The following is a 14941-nucleotide window of genomic DNA, read 5'->3' as shown; positions in this document are numbered from 1 at the left end:
GCTTTCAGGTTGTATGCTGGTTTTTCGGGACTTACCCGATGGCTTGCTCCAGATCCGCGATCAAATCTTCTACGTCTTCAATACCCACGCTCAGGCGGATGAGCGAGTCTGAGAGGCCGCCTTTGAGGCGCTCTACCTGCGGAATGCTGGCGTGCGTCATGGTGGCCGGGTGCCCGCAGAGTGATTCTACCCCGCCCAGTGATTCAGCCAACGCGAAAAACTTCAGTTTCTCCAGTACCTGGATGGCGTCTTCCTGCCGGTCACCTTTGAGCACGAAAGAGATCATGCCCCCGAAATCCCGCATCTGGTCGCGGGCGATCTGGTGGTTGGGGTGGTTCTCAAACCCGGGCCAGAACACTTTCTCCACCTTGGGGTGCTGGCGCAGGTACTCAGCAATGGCTTTCCCGTTCTCGCAGTGGCGCTGCATTCTGATGTGCAGGGTCTTGATGCCGCGCAGTACCAGGAAACAGTCCTGCGGTCCGGGCGTGCCGCCGCAGGCATTCTGCAGGAACGCCAGGCGCTCGGCCAGTTCATCCTCTTTGACCACAATAGCGCCCATGACCACGTCTGAGTGACCGGCCATGTATTTGGTGAGCGAGTGCATCACAATATCAGCGCCCAGGTCCAGCGGGGTCTGCAGGTACGGCGTGGAGAAGGTGTTGTCTACCACCAGCAGCAGGTTGCGCCTCTTACAGATCTCGGCGGCCCCCTTGATGTCAATGATGTTCAGGAGCGGGTTGGTAGGGGTTTCCACCCACACCATTTTGGTGTTCTCCGTCACGTACTGCTCTATGCTGCTGATTTCGGCCATAGACACAAACTGGAACTTGATGCCGTACTCCTGGAACACCTTGGTGAAGATGCGGTAGGTGCCGCCGTACAGGTCATTGGTGGCAATGACCTCGTCACCGGGCTTGAGCATTTTGATGATGCAGTCAGTGGCGGCCATGCCCGAGGCGAAGCACAGGCCATGTTTCCCGTTCTCCAGCGCCGCCAGCGAGTTCTGTAAGGCGGTGCGGGTGGGGTTGTGCGTACGCGAGTATTCATAGCCCTGGTGGTCGCCGGGGGAACGCTGCACGTAGGTTGACGTTTGGTAGATAGGCGTCATGATGGCGCCGGTGGTAGGGTCTGGCTCTACCCCGGCGTGTATGGTTTTGGTTCCGAATTTCATAGGTTCTTATACGGTGGTATGGGCGCAAGTTAGAAAATTGGGGCCAAGTTTCTAAGTCAGGCAGATTCAGCGGTTGGGGCGTTTTTCCCGTACTTTGACAGAAATACCCGATATTGGACGCGCTTATGTGGAAGAAACTCCTGCAACAAAATACTGGCACCTTACTTTACTCTTTGTTATTGGTGGTGGTTCCGGTGGTGGCCAGTTCTGGTCTGGCCCTCTGGCTGTACCACAACACCACCCTGCTGGAAGCCTTGTCGCCCTGGCAGCAGGTGCTGTATTTTCTGGTGGTTTCGCTCACCATGGCCTTTGCTATTACCCCCACCACCTTTGTGGCCCTGGCCACCGGGTTCCTCTTCGGGTGGGCCGCTTTTGTGGGGGTGGTCATCTCTTATGGTGCCGCCGCATTGATAGGGTACACCGTGGCCCGGCTTATTGACCACGGCAAGATGACGGCCTTTCTGCACCAGTTCCCCAAAGCCGAGGGCGTTATGGACGAACTTCGGGAACACAGCTGGAGCCTGATCATTCTCACGCGTATCTCGCCGGTGCTGCCTTTTGCCTTCATGACCTTCGTGCTCTCGCTGGTGCAGGTGCCCCGGGGCCGTTTTCTGCTCGCCAGCATGGCCGGCATGCTGCCCCGCACGCTCTTCTTCTTCTGGGTAGGCACCCAGGCCCAAGATTTGCTGGCCCTCCTGAAAGACCCGAATGCGGGTACCTCGGGCAAGCTTCTGCTTGGGGCCTTGGTGGTGATTTCGCTGGGCGGACTGTATTTCCTCTTCAACCGGGCTCTCAAAAAAGCGTTGGCCAAGAAGTAATTGGTGTGATCCCGCCAGGGGCCGAACTTTAAACTGGTTGATTTCCAATGGCTATTCTGTTTTCAGCAGTTTTTTCTTTAAAATCTTTGCTCAGAACTTGCGTATAACGAAAGCAGCACCTACCTTTGCATCATCAAATCAGGTCACGTAGCTCAACTGGATAGAGCATCTGACTACGAATCAGAAGGTTAGGGGTTCGACTCCCTTCGCGACCACTTGACACTCAGCCACTTACGAGATAAAACTTGTGAGTGGCTTTTTTTTGTGCACACATTTTGCACACAAAGGCCCAGTTTCACATAAACCCTTCAAGACATTCGGCCTTTTCGCATATAAAATTCGATTGTTTTCTATCTGGCTTAAACCAACCCTATTCGATTGTTCAACTTGGGGAGTTTATGTTAGGCTAATCATGTTAAAGATTACTATTTTTGACTATGATCATAATTCACCCCATTGACGATTTTCTTTTTGAGTTGTTCCCTTTTGCCAAAGGTGCTGTAAACGCATCTGAGGTACTGAAGGAAGAAATGAGCAGGTACTACACAGTTGGACCCTATTCCCCCAGAGTAAAAGTCAAAGGCAATTTCATAGAGGTTTCCATCAATACCGATCTTATCGCCAGCCAGCAGAAGGTGTTCCAAGAGGTGTTGAACCTGAGTGAGCAAGGCAAATATGAACAGTCTAAAAACAAGCTGGTTCCTCTTATAGAAAAAGCACCACAGGTATCAGAGTACCACCGTATCCTAGGCCAGATTCTGTCTGAACAAGGAGACCAGGAAGGGGCAATTGACGCCTTGATCGATGCCTTGCGGTGGGACCCCAAGAACGGGTGGGCCCTTCTGATGATGGGCAATATCTTTGCCCGCTCCAAAAATGACTTCGATACCGCCTTCAAGTACTATGAGCAGGCTGTAAAGGCGAACCCCGAGGATAACATCACGGTCAACAACATCGCCGGAATCCTCATGCAGCAGGGTAAACTCCCCGAGGCCAAGGAGTACTTCTATAAAGCGATGGAAATAGACCGAAACTACCCCAATACCCATCTAGGGCTAGGGATAATCGCCGAGATGGAGGGTGACCTAGACTCTGCCTTCTATAGTATCATAGAGTCCATCAAGACCAATAAAACCAAGGATGCTGTCTACCAGAACTCCTTAAGGAAGGCATTCGAGGTAGCCAGAAAGATAGTGGAACAGGGTGATGGAATGGATACTGTCAAGGCCTTCCTCTACAGGCTGGAGGAAGAAGGAGGCCATGAGATCGAGTTGGCCCCAGCCCCAGAGATTCTGACGGCCGCAAAGATAGAGTTCGCGGAAAACTACGGCAGGGAGACCCATATCATCCGCTACAAGCCTGGCTACCCAGCCGTGGAGCATCTGATGATGCACGAGGCGTTGCACCTGCAGTTAGTGATAGAGGCCAGGAAGGAGGACTTGAACCAACTCTTCGTCACCAGCCAGCAGCAGAAGGGCGTCTTCGCCAAGGACCAGGCGGATACCCTGAGAAAACTCAGGAAGATGGGGCTCTCTGAAGAGTCCCTGGCGGGTTACACCTCCAGCCTATTTGAAGGCATAAACCTCCAGGTCTACAATGCCCCTATTGACCTGTTCATAGAGGACATCATCTACAAGGAATACAGCAACCTCAGGGCATACCAGTTCCTCTCCCTATATGGTTTGCTCCAAGAGGGGATAAAGGCAGTGACCGATAAAAAGATACTGGAACTTTCCCCCAAGGACATCGTGTCGAAAAGCAGGATATACAACCTGGTCAGCGCCATGCAGTTCAAGGAGTTGTATGGGGTCGACCTGCTGAAGGACTACAATGCCTTCCCCTTTGAGGTGAAGCAGGCGGAGGACTTCTACAAGGAGTTCGAGGAGTACCGGAAAGACCGGCAACCAGGGGAAGAGTACGAGGTGGTCCAGCATTGGGCGGAGGACATGCGCCTGGAGAACTACTTTGAGCTGATCAGCGAAAAGGAGTACCGGGAGAAACGCACTGACCTAGAGGGTATACTGGAGTCCATCGAACAAGACCCATACGGGCTTGAGTCGCCCCTGGACCCGTTCCAGCAAAGGGAGATGGAAAAATTCCAGGCCTCCCACGGAGGCGAGGAGACCAACATGGCGGTGGTCATGTTCATGGTAGACGCCCTGCAGTTCTTCAAAGGCATGCCAAAGGACAAGGTGAAGCAGATCGCCTTCGAGATCGCCACCATGGGCATCGCGGGCATCCACCCGGACAAGCAGAACTACATTGTTCCTAGCATCAAGGGGAAATCCTTCAGCGGCTACCATCTCATGGCCTACTATTATGTGAGTTGGGCCTTGGCGTTACCGGAGATGCTGAAGGACCTGCAGCTTCCCTTCGATAATGAGTACGCCCTGGCGAAACAGCTTAGCGGAAAACCCAATGAGTGATATAAAGAGCCTGACAGATGCCCTGCTCCGGTTTAGGGATGAGCGGGATTGGCAGCAGTTCCATAACTCCAAAGACTTAGCCCTGGCCATCTCCATCGAGTCGGCGGAGTTGCTGGAACTGTTCCTGTGGAAGGGGAACGAGGAGGCCGACCGACAGAGGATAAAGGAGGAATTAGCGGATATCATGTCCTACTGCCTGCTGCTGGCAGAAAAGCAGGGCTTGGATGTGAAAGATATAATATTAGATAAGATAGAGCATAACAAATCAAAATACCCCGTCTCAAAGGCAAAGGGGTCAGCTAAGAAATACGACGAACTATAGACACGTGATAGTATACCAGGCAACGAAAGGGACTTTCCAGGAAGACATCCTCACCAACGACATCGAGAACATTATCCTGGACTCCTTCAGGGAAAAGCAACTAAAAACCAGCACGAGCAAGGGGGAGATCAGTTCCTGGAAAAACTCCCTCATGTACATGAACACCATCCTGGCGGACCCTGGCATCCCCGTGGACTGCGGGGTGGCCATCGAGTACCACATCCCTCAGACCAGCAAGCGGATCGACTTCATCCTGACCGGTAAGGATGACCACGAAGTCGAGCATGCGGTTTTGATCGAACTGAAACAGTGGTCGACCGCTGAGTTGACCGACAAGGACGCGGTGGTGAAATCCTACGTGGGCGGCGGGAACAGGGAGTTGACCCACCCCTCCTACCAGGCGTGGTCTTATGCCGCCCTGTTGGAGGGCTTCAATGAGACGGTTTACCAGGAGAATATCCAACTCAAGCCCTGCGCCTACCTACATAACTACGCGGAGGATGGGGTGATAAACCATGCCTTCTACTCCGGCTATATCGACAAGGCACCGCTGTTCCTGAAGAGCGATGCCCGAAAGCTGAGGGACTTCATCAAGCAGTTCGTGAAATACGGGGACAGCTCTGACATCATGTACCGCATCGACTGCGGCAGGATAAAGCCTTCCAAGATGCTGGCCGACAGTCTGGCCTCCATGCTAAAGGGCAACCAGGAGTTCGTGATGATCGATGACCAGAAGGTGGTCTACGAGACCGCCTTATCGCTTGCCAAAACCTCCAATGATACCAATAAGAACGTGCTGATCGTCGAGGGCGGCCCAGGCACTGGGAAGTCGGTGGTTGCGATCAACCTGCTGGTTACACTGACCCATTTGGGGCTTCTGACGCATTACGTTTCCAAGAACGCGGCACCGCGCACCGTCTACGCCAGCAAACTCACTGGCTCCATGAAGAAAACCCATATCTCCAACCTTTTCAAGGGTTCAGGCTCCTTCCTCAGTTTTGAGGATAACTCGTTCGATGCGCTGATCGTGGACGAGGCGCACAGGCTCAACGAAAAATCCGGTCTCTACAGCAACCTGGGCGAAAACCAGGTAAAGGAGATCATTTCGGCTTCCCGCTTCTCCGTCTTCTTCGTGGATGAGAACCAACGGGTGACCTTGAACGACATCGGGGAGAAGAGTGAGATCAGGAAGTGGGCTACATTGGCTGGAGCCACGGTGAGCGAGATGGAACTATCCTCCCAGTTCCGCTGCAACGGCTCTGACGGGTATCTGGCGTGGCTGGACGATGTGCTTCAGATACGGGAGACCGCAAACCGTCAGCTGGACGGTCTGGAGTACGAGTTCAAGGTATTCGATGATCCCAATGCCCTGCGGGAGTTGGTTTTTGAGAAGAACAAGGCAAACAACAAGGCCCGTATGGTGGCAGGGTATTGCTGGAAATGGCTTAGCAAGAACGACCCGAGCCAATTTGACGTGGTCATTTCCGAGTTCAGCTTCAAGATGCGCTGGAACCTGACCAAGGACGGTAGCCTGTGGATGGTCAATGAGGAATCGGTATCGGAGATCGGGTGCATCCATACCTGCCAGGGCTTGGAGGTAGACTATATCGGGGTGGTCATTGGGCCTGACCTCATCGTGCGGGACGGTGAGGTAGTGACAGTGCCATCCGCCAGGGCGAGTTCAGACGCCTCGATCAGGGGCTATAAGAGGCTTCTGCAGGACGACCCAGTAAATACGCCATCCACGTTGGATAACATCATCAAGAACACCTACAGGACCCTGATGACCCGGGGTATGAAAGGCTGCTATATATACTGCACTGATAAGGAGACCGCTGATTACTTCAAGTCCAGAATAGCCTTACCCTTACCTATGGAAGCGAGATAATCTAATTACCAGAAACGGATATGAGGTTATACCAAGGCTCCTCGTTGGAGTTTATTAGGGACAACGCGCAGAACAGCATCGTCTCCAAACTGAAGGATGCTTTCTTCAGGTACTACCGTCAGGAACCGCAGCCCAATGAGGTGCAAAGCTGGTACAATTCACTCAAATCAATCAGCGATGTCTTTGACAAAGCCAAACTCCACGACCACGGGGTTTTGGTAGAGTACCAGCTGCCCCTTACCTCCAAGCGTTTGGATTGCCTGATCTGCGGAAAGGATTATCTAGGGGTAGAAAATGCAGTGATTATTGAGTTGAAGCAATGGTCTTCCACTGAGCCAGCCGCTGGGGAGCATGAAGTAACCACCTGGCTGGCAGGTAAGCATCGTGAGGTTTTGCATCCCTCTGCCCAAGTGGGTCAGTACCGCACCTACCTCGCAGATGTACACTCCGCTTTCACGGATGAGAGCAATTCAGTCCGGTTGCACGCCTGCTCTTACCTCCACAACTATACCTATCAGAAGGAGGAGGCTATCCTAGACCCCAAGTTCTCCACCCTCCTTATCCAAAGCCCAATCTTCTCCAAAGAGGAAAGCCAGACTCTGGAGCAATACCTTTTGGATAAACTTTCCCGTGGAGACGGCCTCCCTACCTTGGAAAGAATTGCAAAGGGCAATTACAGCCCCTCCAAGAAGCTGATGCAGGAGGTGGGCGAGGTGCTCAGGTCTAAATCCCCCTATACCCTCCTGGATGATCAGTTGATTGTATTCGACAAGGTGAAGAGCCTTGTGGAGCAGGCGCAAGGTTCAGGGAAGAAAACCGCTGTGATTGTAAAAGGTGGCCCAGGGACCGGGAAGTCCGTGATCGCGCTCCACCTAATGACACAGATGGCGAAAATGGCTTTCGTGGCCCACTACGCCACAGGCTCCAAGGCCTTCACAGAGACCCTCCGCAAAATCTTCGGCCGTAAGTCTGAGAAGGTCTTCAAGTACTTCAACAACTATCAGGACGCGGAAAAGGACAGCATAGATGTCTTGATCTGCGATGAGGCCCACAGGATCAGGGAGAACAGCAAATCCCGTTACGACTCCCCCAAGAACTCGCAGTCCCTTCCCCAATTATATGAGATACTGAGAGCCGGCAAGGTGGTGGTGTTCTTCATCGATGACAACCAGATCGTGCGGCCGGGTGAGATCGGCTCCATCGACTATGTAAGGCAATATGCCCGCTCCAAGAATGTGGAGGTGGTGGAGTATGAGTTAGAATCCCAGTTCCGGTGCAATGGCTCTGACGGCTTTATCAACTGGCTGAACAATACTTTAGGCATCAAAAGGACGGCCAACGTCATCTGGACCGAGGCTGAGACGGAGACCTATGACTTCCGCATTTTCAGCAGCCCGGAGGAGTTAGACCAAGCCATCAGGGCAAAAGAGCAGGAGGGGCTTTCGGCTAGACTCACAGCCGGTTTCTGCTGGCCTTGGTCTGAGGCAGACTCCCATGGGAATCTTATACCGGATGTGCGGATAGGCGATTTTCAAAGGCCGTGGAATGCTAAACCTACGGCAAGACACCTTTCCAAAGACACCCCCTCGGCCTCTCTTTGGGCATATGATCCAAGGGGAAGCGGACAGATAGGGTGCGTCTACACTGCCCAGGGATTTGAGTTCGACTATGTGGGGGTCATCGTGGGTGAGGACTTGCGATACGACCTGAGCAACTCAAAATGGATCGGTGATCCATCCAAATCCCATGACCGCACCGTGAAAAGCGACCGGCAAAGGTTTATAGATTATATTAAAAACACCTACAAAGTTCTTATGACTAGGGGCATGAAAGGTTGCTATGTGCATTTTATAGATAAGGAGACCGAAAAGTTCTTTAGATCAAGAATGGAAAGATAATTCTCCAACGGGATATATTAAAGGCTCTAATGTGCGGACGTTACCCAATAATCCCTGATAAAAAAGGCAGTAGCCAGGCAGAAAGCCAATCTAGTTCGGCCAATATTCGCTTTCTGCCTTTTCCTCCATTTTGGAATTAATCTTATAGGTACCTATAACGAGGTGGGACCATTGTCCACCCGTGCCTCCAGCACTTTCTGCAACTCCTGGGGAAGGGCAGATAGCAAGTCATAATTTGTTGCCTGCTCAATGGCATCTACAGTGGTGCGGTAGCCACCCCAATCGGGCCTTACTGTATTGCTGTTAGGGGTGTCAACGGCGATTATCCTGGTGGAGGAAGTGATGCGATTAAGGTCACCCTCTCCCAGTGGTAGGACAACCAGCACCTTCCAGACACGGTTTGGGACAGTGACCCGGCCGTTGTCAATGGTCTTTAAAGTACCGTTCGAACCGGTGCCTCCCTCCCCATAGCTGCCCATCACCACATACACCTCCATTCCCTGGCTTACCAAGTCCCGCGTGTAGTCTTCCAGTCTTGCCCAAGTCTCCCGGTTGTGGTTGGGGGCCTGCGGGATCATGTTCGTCATGAGGAAGGTGGAGGAGTTATCCTCTATTGTTCTGGTTCGGTCTGCCGAGGGAATGTTGTGGCCCCGGTCGAAGCCGCTTCCTGAGTAGCTGGAGGCGGTCACCCGGTACCAGCCCTGCGGCAGGGCGGAGTCTGCCCGGAAATCATCCTGCCGGTCAGCCGTCCCTAACCATTCAGGGCCCACGTGCCAGCTCACCCAATTGGGCGTCCCCCTTTCCCGGCTGTAGGAGAGCGCGTACTGCGGGCGCATGATCAGGTAGTTGCCCGGATTGCCGATATCAGGGGTAGCCCCGCTGGGGTTGCCCAGCAGCAGCTGTTGCTCGGCCAGGGTAAGCGGTTTGCTAGGCTCTACCTCCGTTTCCTGGCAGCTGAAAGCCAGCAGGAAAAGGGACAGAAGCGAGAGGAGGCGTAGATTTCGGGGTAAAGGTAGGTGCATCTGGAGTATTTTAGTCTTCTATCTCAGAACGAGAGGACAATGTGAATGTTTTAAGGGGCCTAATTGAAGGGTTGAGTCCAATGGGGGGAAGGCTTTTGCCTTCACCTTGCCTTGATCAGGTCATCCAACCGGGTCGTGTAGCAGGGGGATAGTTTGCCGCTCTGCATCTCCCACTTCCCTGCCGTTCCCTGCACTCCGTACTTCACCACGCTGTGGCCGAACCTCTTCCTGAGGGTGTCAAGTGAATCCATTAGGCCACTGTCTCTCTTCCTGTTGTCCGGCTCAAAGAGGCTCTGCTGCACCTGTCCCGCCGGGCAGATGCCGGTGACGATGATCCCCGTCCTCTTATAGCGGAAGCCACTACGGAAAATGGCCCTCAATGCCCCCAGGGCCTGGGGCATGATCACCAACTCGCTTGCGCTGGGGCTCTCCAGCTGGACGGTCCTGCTGCTGAAATACACCTGCCCGGGGGCGGCGAAACGGCTGGTCTCCAGGAAAACCGTCAAGGCGGAGGCGCAGCTTCCCTGCTTGCGGAGTTTCGTGGCGCAGCGCACCGCATGCGTGGCCAGGGCCTCCTCGATGTCAGAGAGGTCAATCAGCGGCTGCCCGAAGGACCGTGAGGTGCAGATGTTCTGCTTCGAGGGCGGCACCATCTCCAAGTCAATGCAGGGTTCACCCCTAAGTTCCTTCACCGTCCGGAGGCCTACGATGGTCATATGCCTCTTCACGAAGCTGTCGGTCTGCCGGGTGAGGTCATAGGCCGTGCGCACCCCGTATAGGGCCAGCTTCCTGGCGTATTGCCTGCCCACACCCCATACGTCACCTATCTCCGTGGCTTTCAGGGCCGCCTCCACATGCACCGGGTCGGTGAGCACGAGCACCCCGTTGGCCTTCCTGGATTTCTTGGCCAGCCGGTTGGCCAGCTTGGCCAGGGTCTTGGTGGCGGCCACGCCTACGGCCACGGGTATCCCAGTCGCTATGGGGACTCGTTCCCAGATCGCCCTGGCGTGGGCCTGAATGTCCACGTGCAGGAAGTTGCCCAGGTCCAGGAAACTCTCGTCGATGGAGTAGACCTCCACGTTGGGGGAATACTCCGAGAGGGTCAGCACCACGCGCCTGCTCATGTCCCCGTAGAGTTCGTAGTTGGAACTGAACACATGCACCCCGTCCCTTGCCAGCAGGTCCTTTATCTCGAACAGTGGCGCACCCATTTTGATGCCTAGGGCCTTGGCCTCGTTGCTGCGGGCAATGACGCAGCCGTCGTTGTTGGAGAGCACCACGATGGGTTTGCCTATCAGGTCAGGGTTGAAGAGCCGCTCGCAGCTGGCGTAGAAGTTGTTGCAGTCAACCAGGGCGAAGAGGGAGGTCATGCGCCTAGAACTTGCGGTGGATGCCTACGACCACGCCCCAGATGAGGCCGCCCTCCGGTGAATCGATCCTGAGGGCCGGGTACTTGGGGTTCTCCGACACCAGGTAGGCCGCGTCCTTCCTCACTTCCAGCCTTTTGATGGTATAGCCGCCGTCCACGAAGGCCAGCACCACCATGCCGCTCGTGGCCCTGATGTCCCGGTTCACGATAGCCAGGTCTCCGGGCATGATGTGCGCCCCGACCATGGAGTCACCCTCCACCTTCACCAGGAACGTGGAGGCCGGGTGGTTGCTCGCGTAGGTGTTCAGGTCAATGGGCTCAGCGGAATAGTCCGTGGCGGGGCTGGGGAATCCGGCCTGCACCGTGGTGGTGTAAAGGGGCAGTGAATTGCCTTGGTCAATTATTACAAGGAACCGCTGTTCCTCCAAGGGGTGTAAGGGGATGATCGCTGCTTCCATTCTGCCTCTGTTATATTGCTGCGGTTTACGAACAAATTTAGCAAAGCAGATGCATAAAACTAAAATAATTAGTATTTATAAAAAATTCTAACCCCTTTCAGGTACTTAATTCAAAGGAAGAAAACTAGCGCAAGGCGCCATTTTGTAATGCCTAGGAGAAAAAGGCGGGAGAACCTGTCATGCGATTTGTAGATCATGCAAAGGGTTCCCAGAATCCTGGTCTAGGGAGGTTATCATGGTGCACCCACAGGAGGATAGGGTTGATCAGAGATGACACTCTATTCATGGGGAGGGAAGTCAATCAGTTCCCGCAACGGGATTTGGAGCGCCTCGCTGAGGGAGATGAGTACATCCAGGGAAACCGTGAATTTGGCGTTCTCTATCCGCTGTACCGTGGTCTTGGCTATATTGGCCGTGTCCGCTAGTTCCTGCTGGCTCCAGTTCTTCTCCATCCTCAGCCTGCGGAGATGGGCACCAAAGGATTTTATTCCGGCAGGGTTCTTCACCCCGCAAATCTCCCATCCCCCTTAAATTTTCTGGATGTCTATATGCATCCAAATCAATATTCTTTTTACCTTTGCCCCGTCCAGTAATGAAAAATGTTCAACCCGTGGTTAAGGAAGAAAATTGAATCATAACCTATAAACGCTCATTATCATGCAAGGACAAGAACTAGAATACCAAAGGACTGAGAGGAGAATCAACGGGGTTCACTTCTACCCGGTGCACCTCACCAACAGGGAGCTGCACCTCATCCTCATGGAGGCCTTCGCCGAGACCATCGCCGCCAACCACTCCACCCTCAAGCTGTGGGTTAGGGCTGACCGCGGGAACAAAGGTATTGACTTCCGGCTGGAGGAGACCCTCAGGAAACCCCACCAAGTGGTGAGGCAGCGGATGTTCACCTTCGGGCTGAACGCCAACTGGCAGGCGGTAGACTTCTTCGAGCACTACACCCATGGCGCCGGGGGCCAGACCAAGGAAGTGGCCGGGAAGAAGTACCACTACCCCCGCTATGTGGCCCAGGAGTACATAGGACACGCCCTGCAGGAGCCGGACGCCATCTATGCGCGCCGGCAGGCCAACCAGGTAAAGCCGGAGCGCAACCCCCTCTTCCAAACCGAGGGCTGGTCTTGCCTCTACGAGCAGGACTGCCACCTGGAAACCCTGGAGATTCTCTCCCGGTAACCACCACCCAACCCATCCTCTATGTGGAAGTATTTCTCGCTCCTGGCCGTGCTGGCCGCGCTCCGTCTCTGGCATATCGACCACGGCCTGCTGGCCGGTCTCTCATTGCTGTCGGGCGGGCTGGTCTTCTGGTCTGCCGGGGTGATCGATAACCTAGTGCTCACCCGCCGGTTCTTCTCGGCGAAGGGGCTTTGGGCCCTGTGCCTGTCGGTAAACTTGGTGGGGTCCTTGGGCGCTGCGGCGTTTGCCGCGCTCGGATACGTGCTGAAGCCGTAGCCAGGCCAATCCAGATGCTCACTTAAACTATATAAGCCTATGGCAAGAATAATCGCCCTCTTTTCCATCTTCACGGGCGCAAGCCTCTGGCATTCCGGCGACTCCACCCTCGCCTGGCTGGCGGTTCTGGCCGGGGTGCTGGTGTTCTGGTCGCACTATGCCATGGGCAGGATCGCCCAGGCGACCGGCAATTTCGCCGGGGAGGCGACCTCCAACCTGGAGACCCTCGCCATAGCGCTCAACTTCGTCGCCACCGTGATCTCGTTGGGCTTCGCTGTGTTTGCCTTCTTCTTTAAGTAAAAGAGTCCCCGTCCCAAACCGGGGCGGGGGCCTTACCACAGCCTTCCCTTCACAACACCCCCCAGTACTTTTTCCTGGGCCTCTGATAGGAGAAACATCCGCTCCGCCGTCCTCATCACGAGACACTTTCCCCCGTAGGTGAGTTCATAGGACTCGGGCCGGAAGGGCTTCCCCGGCACCACCACCCTCAGGTAGCCTTTCCCCAGCAGCACCTTGAGGGAGTCATAGAGGCAAGGGAGGAAGTAGGCCCCCTGCAGGAAGGCATCCACCTTGGCGGCGGTGAAGGGATAGCTGGCAAGGGAGAGCCGTTGGCAGGCGCACAGCACCTCCCAGTCCCGTTGCCGCAGCCCGGTCTTCTTCTTCAAGTCCTTCAGTACGCGGTGCTGGGCGGCCATAATGCCCGGTAGGTCAGAGAGGGGGATGTTCATGCGTTATATCGGGTGTAAAAGGAAGGGATGGGAAGGTACCTGGAACAGACACGTGCATGGCTCTCAGGATTTACAATTCCTGTGTACTTCTGCGCTGTCCATACTTGAATATACGAAATAAAGAGGAGACTTACGGCTGATACCCTGGGGCAGCAGGGCTATAGTAAGCTGGAACATACCCTGCCTCTACTCTTGGCAGACCATTAAAAATCACTAACTTAACGGTATGAGATATAGGCTGCTCTTCCTTCTCATTCTGGCAATCACCTTTGGCTGCTCAGACAAGGAGGAACAGGAGGACCCGGCGCCCACCCAGAAGCCCTTCCAACCCGTGCTGCCCAAGCTGGAGAGGCCGGAGGTCATCCTCAATGAGCTGGCCAAAGGCGAGTTCCACAACGGCACCATCTCCGCCATCCACCTGAGGATACCGGGCAGCCCACCCCGCCAGTGGGTCTTCGAGCCGGACGCGGACCGGTCCAAGATGAGGAAGGTGACCCGGATAAACCCCTACTACACCTGCGAGGAGACCCAATACACCTACAGATACCACCCAGGCGGCCTTATCGACGAGATCGTCTCGGTGAGGGATGACTGCAAGCAGTACACGGTCACGTGGGTCTACAAATACAACTACGAGCAGGGGCTGCTGGTCAGCATAACGGGCAAGTCCTTCTACAACAGCGCCACGGCCAAGGACGAGACCTACTACGTGGTTGATAATTTCTTCTCCTACTACCCCAACGGCAAGGTCAAGGACATCTACTCCAGCTTCCGGTCGGCGTACCACACGTGGGAGTACGGGTTCCAGAGGAGGACTTTCGCCTACGACGAAAGGGGCAACATCACGGAGGTCTGGGTACAGGAGCAGACCCAGGCCGACTACCACGACAAGTACACCCTGGAGTACGACGGGAACCCCAACCCGCTGAAGGGCTTCTTTATCGTCAGCAGCGTGCAGAGCGAGATTCCCGGGGTGGGCTTCGCTCCCGCCCTGGGGCCCAGGGCCCTGTCCAACAACTGCGTGGTCTCCATCAAGACCGAGAAGGTGAACAACTCCCGCCCGCCCTTCACCGAGTACCTGGAGCATAACGCCTCAGGGGGCAGGGTGGTGGACTTCGGCAACGCGGAGGATACCGCCCGCGGCTACCGCTACCTCATATTCTATTAAATGGCAATGGGTGCAATCCTTCCCGGGGATTACCTCTTCCCTTGGTAGGCACTTTGTTAATCCGTGGCACACTTCCGGGGTAGCGCCCTATCGGCTTTGCCTCACCTGAAGTGTGTCAAAAAAAGTACCGCCCAATCATACTGCCCTCAATAGCGCTAAAGACACATGGGAGTGACCTTTAGCAGTATCACGGTAAGCTATAGCTTTAC

15 protein-coding genes and 1 tRNA gene are annotated in these 14941 nt (G+C 54.7%); 10 read left to right on the top strand and 6 right to left on the bottom strand.

The genetic code is table 11. The annotated features are described in order from the left end of the window. Positions 1 to 31 precede the first annotated feature (31 nt). Positions 32 to 1171, bottom strand: a complete 1140-nt coding sequence (locus FOE74_RS06110; protein WP_149097710.1) for a cystathionine gamma-synthase — start codon at positions 1169 to 1171, stop codon at positions 32 to 34. A 125-nt stretch (positions 1172 to 1296) separates the two neighbouring features. Here FOE74_RS06110 and FOE74_RS06105 point away from each other — a divergent pair, with 125 nt between their 5' ends. The 6 genes from FOE74_RS06105 (at position 1297) to FOE74_RS06080 (ending at position 8523) form a co-directional block, all read left to right on the top strand. Next, positions 1297 to 1989, top strand: coding sequence for a TVP38/TMEM64 family protein (locus FOE74_RS06105; protein ID WP_149097709.1), 693 nt, complete (start codon positions 1297 to 1299; stop codon positions 1987 to 1989). A 141-nt stretch (positions 1990 to 2130) separates the two neighbouring features. Further along, a tRNA-Arg gene (locus FOE74_RS06100) sits at positions 2131 to 2204 on the top strand. Positions 2205 to 2426: 222 nt separating this feature from the next. Next, positions 2427 to 4415, top strand: coding sequence for a tetratricopeptide repeat protein (locus tag FOE74_RS06095; RefSeq protein ID WP_149097708.1), 1989 nt, complete (start codon positions 2427 to 2429; stop codon positions 4413 to 4415). After that, complete coding sequence (locus FOE74_RS06090; protein WP_149097707.1) at positions 4408 to 4737, top strand: nucleotide pyrophosphohydrolase; 330 nt, start codon at positions 4408 to 4410, stop codon at positions 4735 to 4737. Before FOE74_RS06095 ends, FOE74_RS06090 begins: the two co-directional genes overlap by 8 nt. A gap of 325 nt (positions 4738 to 5062) precedes the next feature. Further along, positions 5063 to 6625 carry a DUF2075 domain-containing protein gene (locus tag FOE74_RS06085; RefSeq protein ID WP_225840702.1) on the top strand — a complete coding sequence of 521 codons (1563 nt, stop codon included), beginning with the start codon at positions 5063 to 5065 and terminating at the stop codon, positions 6623 to 6625. A 20-nt stretch (positions 6626 to 6645) separates the two neighbouring features. After that, entirely contained in the window at positions 6646 to 8523 is a 1878-nt protein-coding gene (locus FOE74_RS06080) for a DUF2075 domain-containing protein (RefSeq protein WP_149097705.1), read from the top strand. A 152-nt stretch (positions 8524 to 8675) separates the two neighbouring features. Here FOE74_RS06080 and FOE74_RS06075 read toward each other — a convergent pair whose 3' ends face one another. The 4 genes from FOE74_RS06075 to FOE74_RS06060 all read right to left on the bottom strand — a co-directional run bounded on the left by FOE74_RS06075 (position 8676) and on the right by FOE74_RS06060 (position 11878). Continuing rightward, a complete protein-coding gene (locus FOE74_RS06075; RefSeq protein WP_149097704.1) occupies positions 8676 to 9545 on the bottom strand; it encodes a DNA/RNA non-specific endonuclease in 870 nt (289 codons plus the stop codon). 101 nt (positions 9546 to 9646) lie between these two features. Beyond that, positions 9647 to 10915 (bottom strand): Y-family DNA polymerase, encoded by a 1269-nt coding sequence (locus FOE74_RS06070; protein WP_149097703.1) that lies wholly within the window; start codon positions 10913 to 10915, stop codon positions 9647 to 9649. Between the two features lie 4 nt (positions 10916 to 10919). Then, entirely contained in the window at positions 10920 to 11372 is a 453-nt protein-coding gene (locus FOE74_RS06065; protein WP_149097702.1) for a LexA family protein, read from the bottom strand. Positions 11373 to 11650: 278 nt separating this feature from the next. Then, positions 11651 to 11878, bottom strand: a complete 228-nt coding sequence (locus FOE74_RS06060; RefSeq protein ID WP_225840700.1) for a helix-turn-helix domain-containing protein — start codon at positions 11876 to 11878, stop codon at positions 11651 to 11653. A 151-nt stretch (positions 11879 to 12029) separates the two neighbouring features. On the opposite strand from FOE74_RS06060, the gene FOE74_RS06055 reads away from it, so the two are divergent. Genes FOE74_RS06055 through FOE74_RS06045 form a run of 3 tightly spaced genes read left to right on the top strand, consistent with a single transcriptional unit; the run spans position 12030 to position 13136 of the window. After that, positions 12030 to 12560, top strand: coding sequence for a hypothetical protein (locus FOE74_RS06055; RefSeq protein ID WP_149097700.1), 531 nt, complete (start codon positions 12030 to 12032; stop codon positions 12558 to 12560). A gap of 21 nt (positions 12561 to 12581) precedes the next feature. Next, positions 12582 to 12836, top strand: a complete 255-nt coding sequence (locus FOE74_RS06050) for a hypothetical protein (RefSeq protein ID WP_149097699.1) — start codon at positions 12582 to 12584, stop codon at positions 12834 to 12836. Positions 12837 to 12875: 39 nt separating this feature from the next. Further along, positions 12876 to 13136, top strand: coding sequence for a hypothetical protein (locus FOE74_RS06045; RefSeq protein ID WP_149097698.1), 261 nt, complete (start codon positions 12876 to 12878; stop codon positions 13134 to 13136). A 32-nt stretch (positions 13137 to 13168) separates the two neighbouring features. Here the strand turns inward: FOE74_RS06045 and FOE74_RS06040 are convergent, their stop codons facing one another. Then, on the bottom strand, positions 13169 to 13564 hold the full coding sequence (locus tag FOE74_RS06040) for a hypothetical protein (protein ID WP_149097697.1): 396 nt from the start codon (positions 13562 to 13564) through the stop codon (positions 13169 to 13171). A gap of 226 nt (positions 13565 to 13790) precedes the next feature. On the opposite strand from FOE74_RS06040, the gene FOE74_RS06035 reads away from it, so the two are divergent. Further along, positions 13791 to 14732, top strand: coding sequence for a hypothetical protein (locus FOE74_RS06035; RefSeq protein ID WP_149097696.1), 942 nt, complete (start codon positions 13791 to 13793; stop codon positions 14730 to 14732). The last annotated feature ends 209 nt before the right edge of the window (positions 14733 to 14941 follow it).

It is taken from the genome of Rufibacter glacialis (genome assembly GCF_008271745.1).
GTDB lineage: Bacteria > Bacteroidota > Bacteroidia > Cytophagales > Hymenobacteraceae > Nibribacter > Nibribacter glacialis.
This window is presented reverse-complemented; position numbering and strand designations above follow the sequence as displayed.

Excerpts from the sequence above, each read along its gene's own strand:
- FOE74_RS06110 (WP_149097710.1), bottom strand. The coding sequence starts at position 1,171 with ATGAAATTCGGAACCAAAACCATACACGCCGGGGTAGAGCCAGACCCT.
- FOE74_RS06105 (WP_149097709.1), top strand. The coding sequence starts at position 1,297 with ATGTGGAAGAAACTCCTGCAACAAAATACTGGCACCTTACTTTACTCT.
- FOE74_RS06095 (WP_149097708.1), top strand. The coding sequence starts at position 2,427 with ATGATCATAATTCACCCCATTGACGATTTTCTTTTTGAGTTGTTCCCT.
- FOE74_RS06090 (WP_149097707.1), top strand. The coding sequence starts at position 4,408 with ATGAGTGATATAAAGAGCCTGACAGATGCCCTGCTCCGGTTTAGGGAT.
- FOE74_RS06080 (WP_149097705.1), top strand. The coding sequence starts at position 6,646 with ATGAGGTTATACCAAGGCTCCTCGTTGGAGTTTATTAGGGACAACGCG.
- FOE74_RS06075 (WP_149097704.1), bottom strand. The coding sequence starts at position 9,545 with ATGCACCTACCTTTACCCCGAAATCTACGCCTCCTCTCGCTTCTGTCC.
- FOE74_RS06070 (WP_149097703.1), bottom strand. The coding sequence starts at position 10,915 with ATGACCTCCCTCTTCGCCCTGGTTGACTGCAACAACTTCTACGCCAGC.
- FOE74_RS06065 (WP_149097702.1), bottom strand. The coding sequence starts at position 11,372 with ATGGAAGCAGCGATCATCCCCTTACACCCCTTGGAGGAACAGCGGTTC.
- FOE74_RS06055 (WP_149097700.1), top strand. The coding sequence starts at position 12,030 with ATGCAAGGACAAGAACTAGAATACCAAAGGACTGAGAGGAGAATCAAC.
- FOE74_RS06050 (WP_149097699.1), top strand. The coding sequence starts at position 12,582 with ATGTGGAAGTATTTCTCGCTCCTGGCCGTGCTGGCCGCGCTCCGTCTC.
- FOE74_RS06045 (WP_149097698.1), top strand. The coding sequence starts at position 12,876 with ATGGCAAGAATAATCGCCCTCTTTTCCATCTTCACGGGCGCAAGCCTC.
- FOE74_RS06040 (WP_149097697.1), bottom strand. The coding sequence starts at position 13,564 with ATGAACATCCCCCTCTCTGACCTACCGGGCATTATGGCCGCCCAGCAC.
- FOE74_RS06035 (WP_149097696.1), top strand. The coding sequence starts at position 13,791 with ATGAGATATAGGCTGCTCTTCCTTCTCATTCTGGCAATCACCTTTGGC.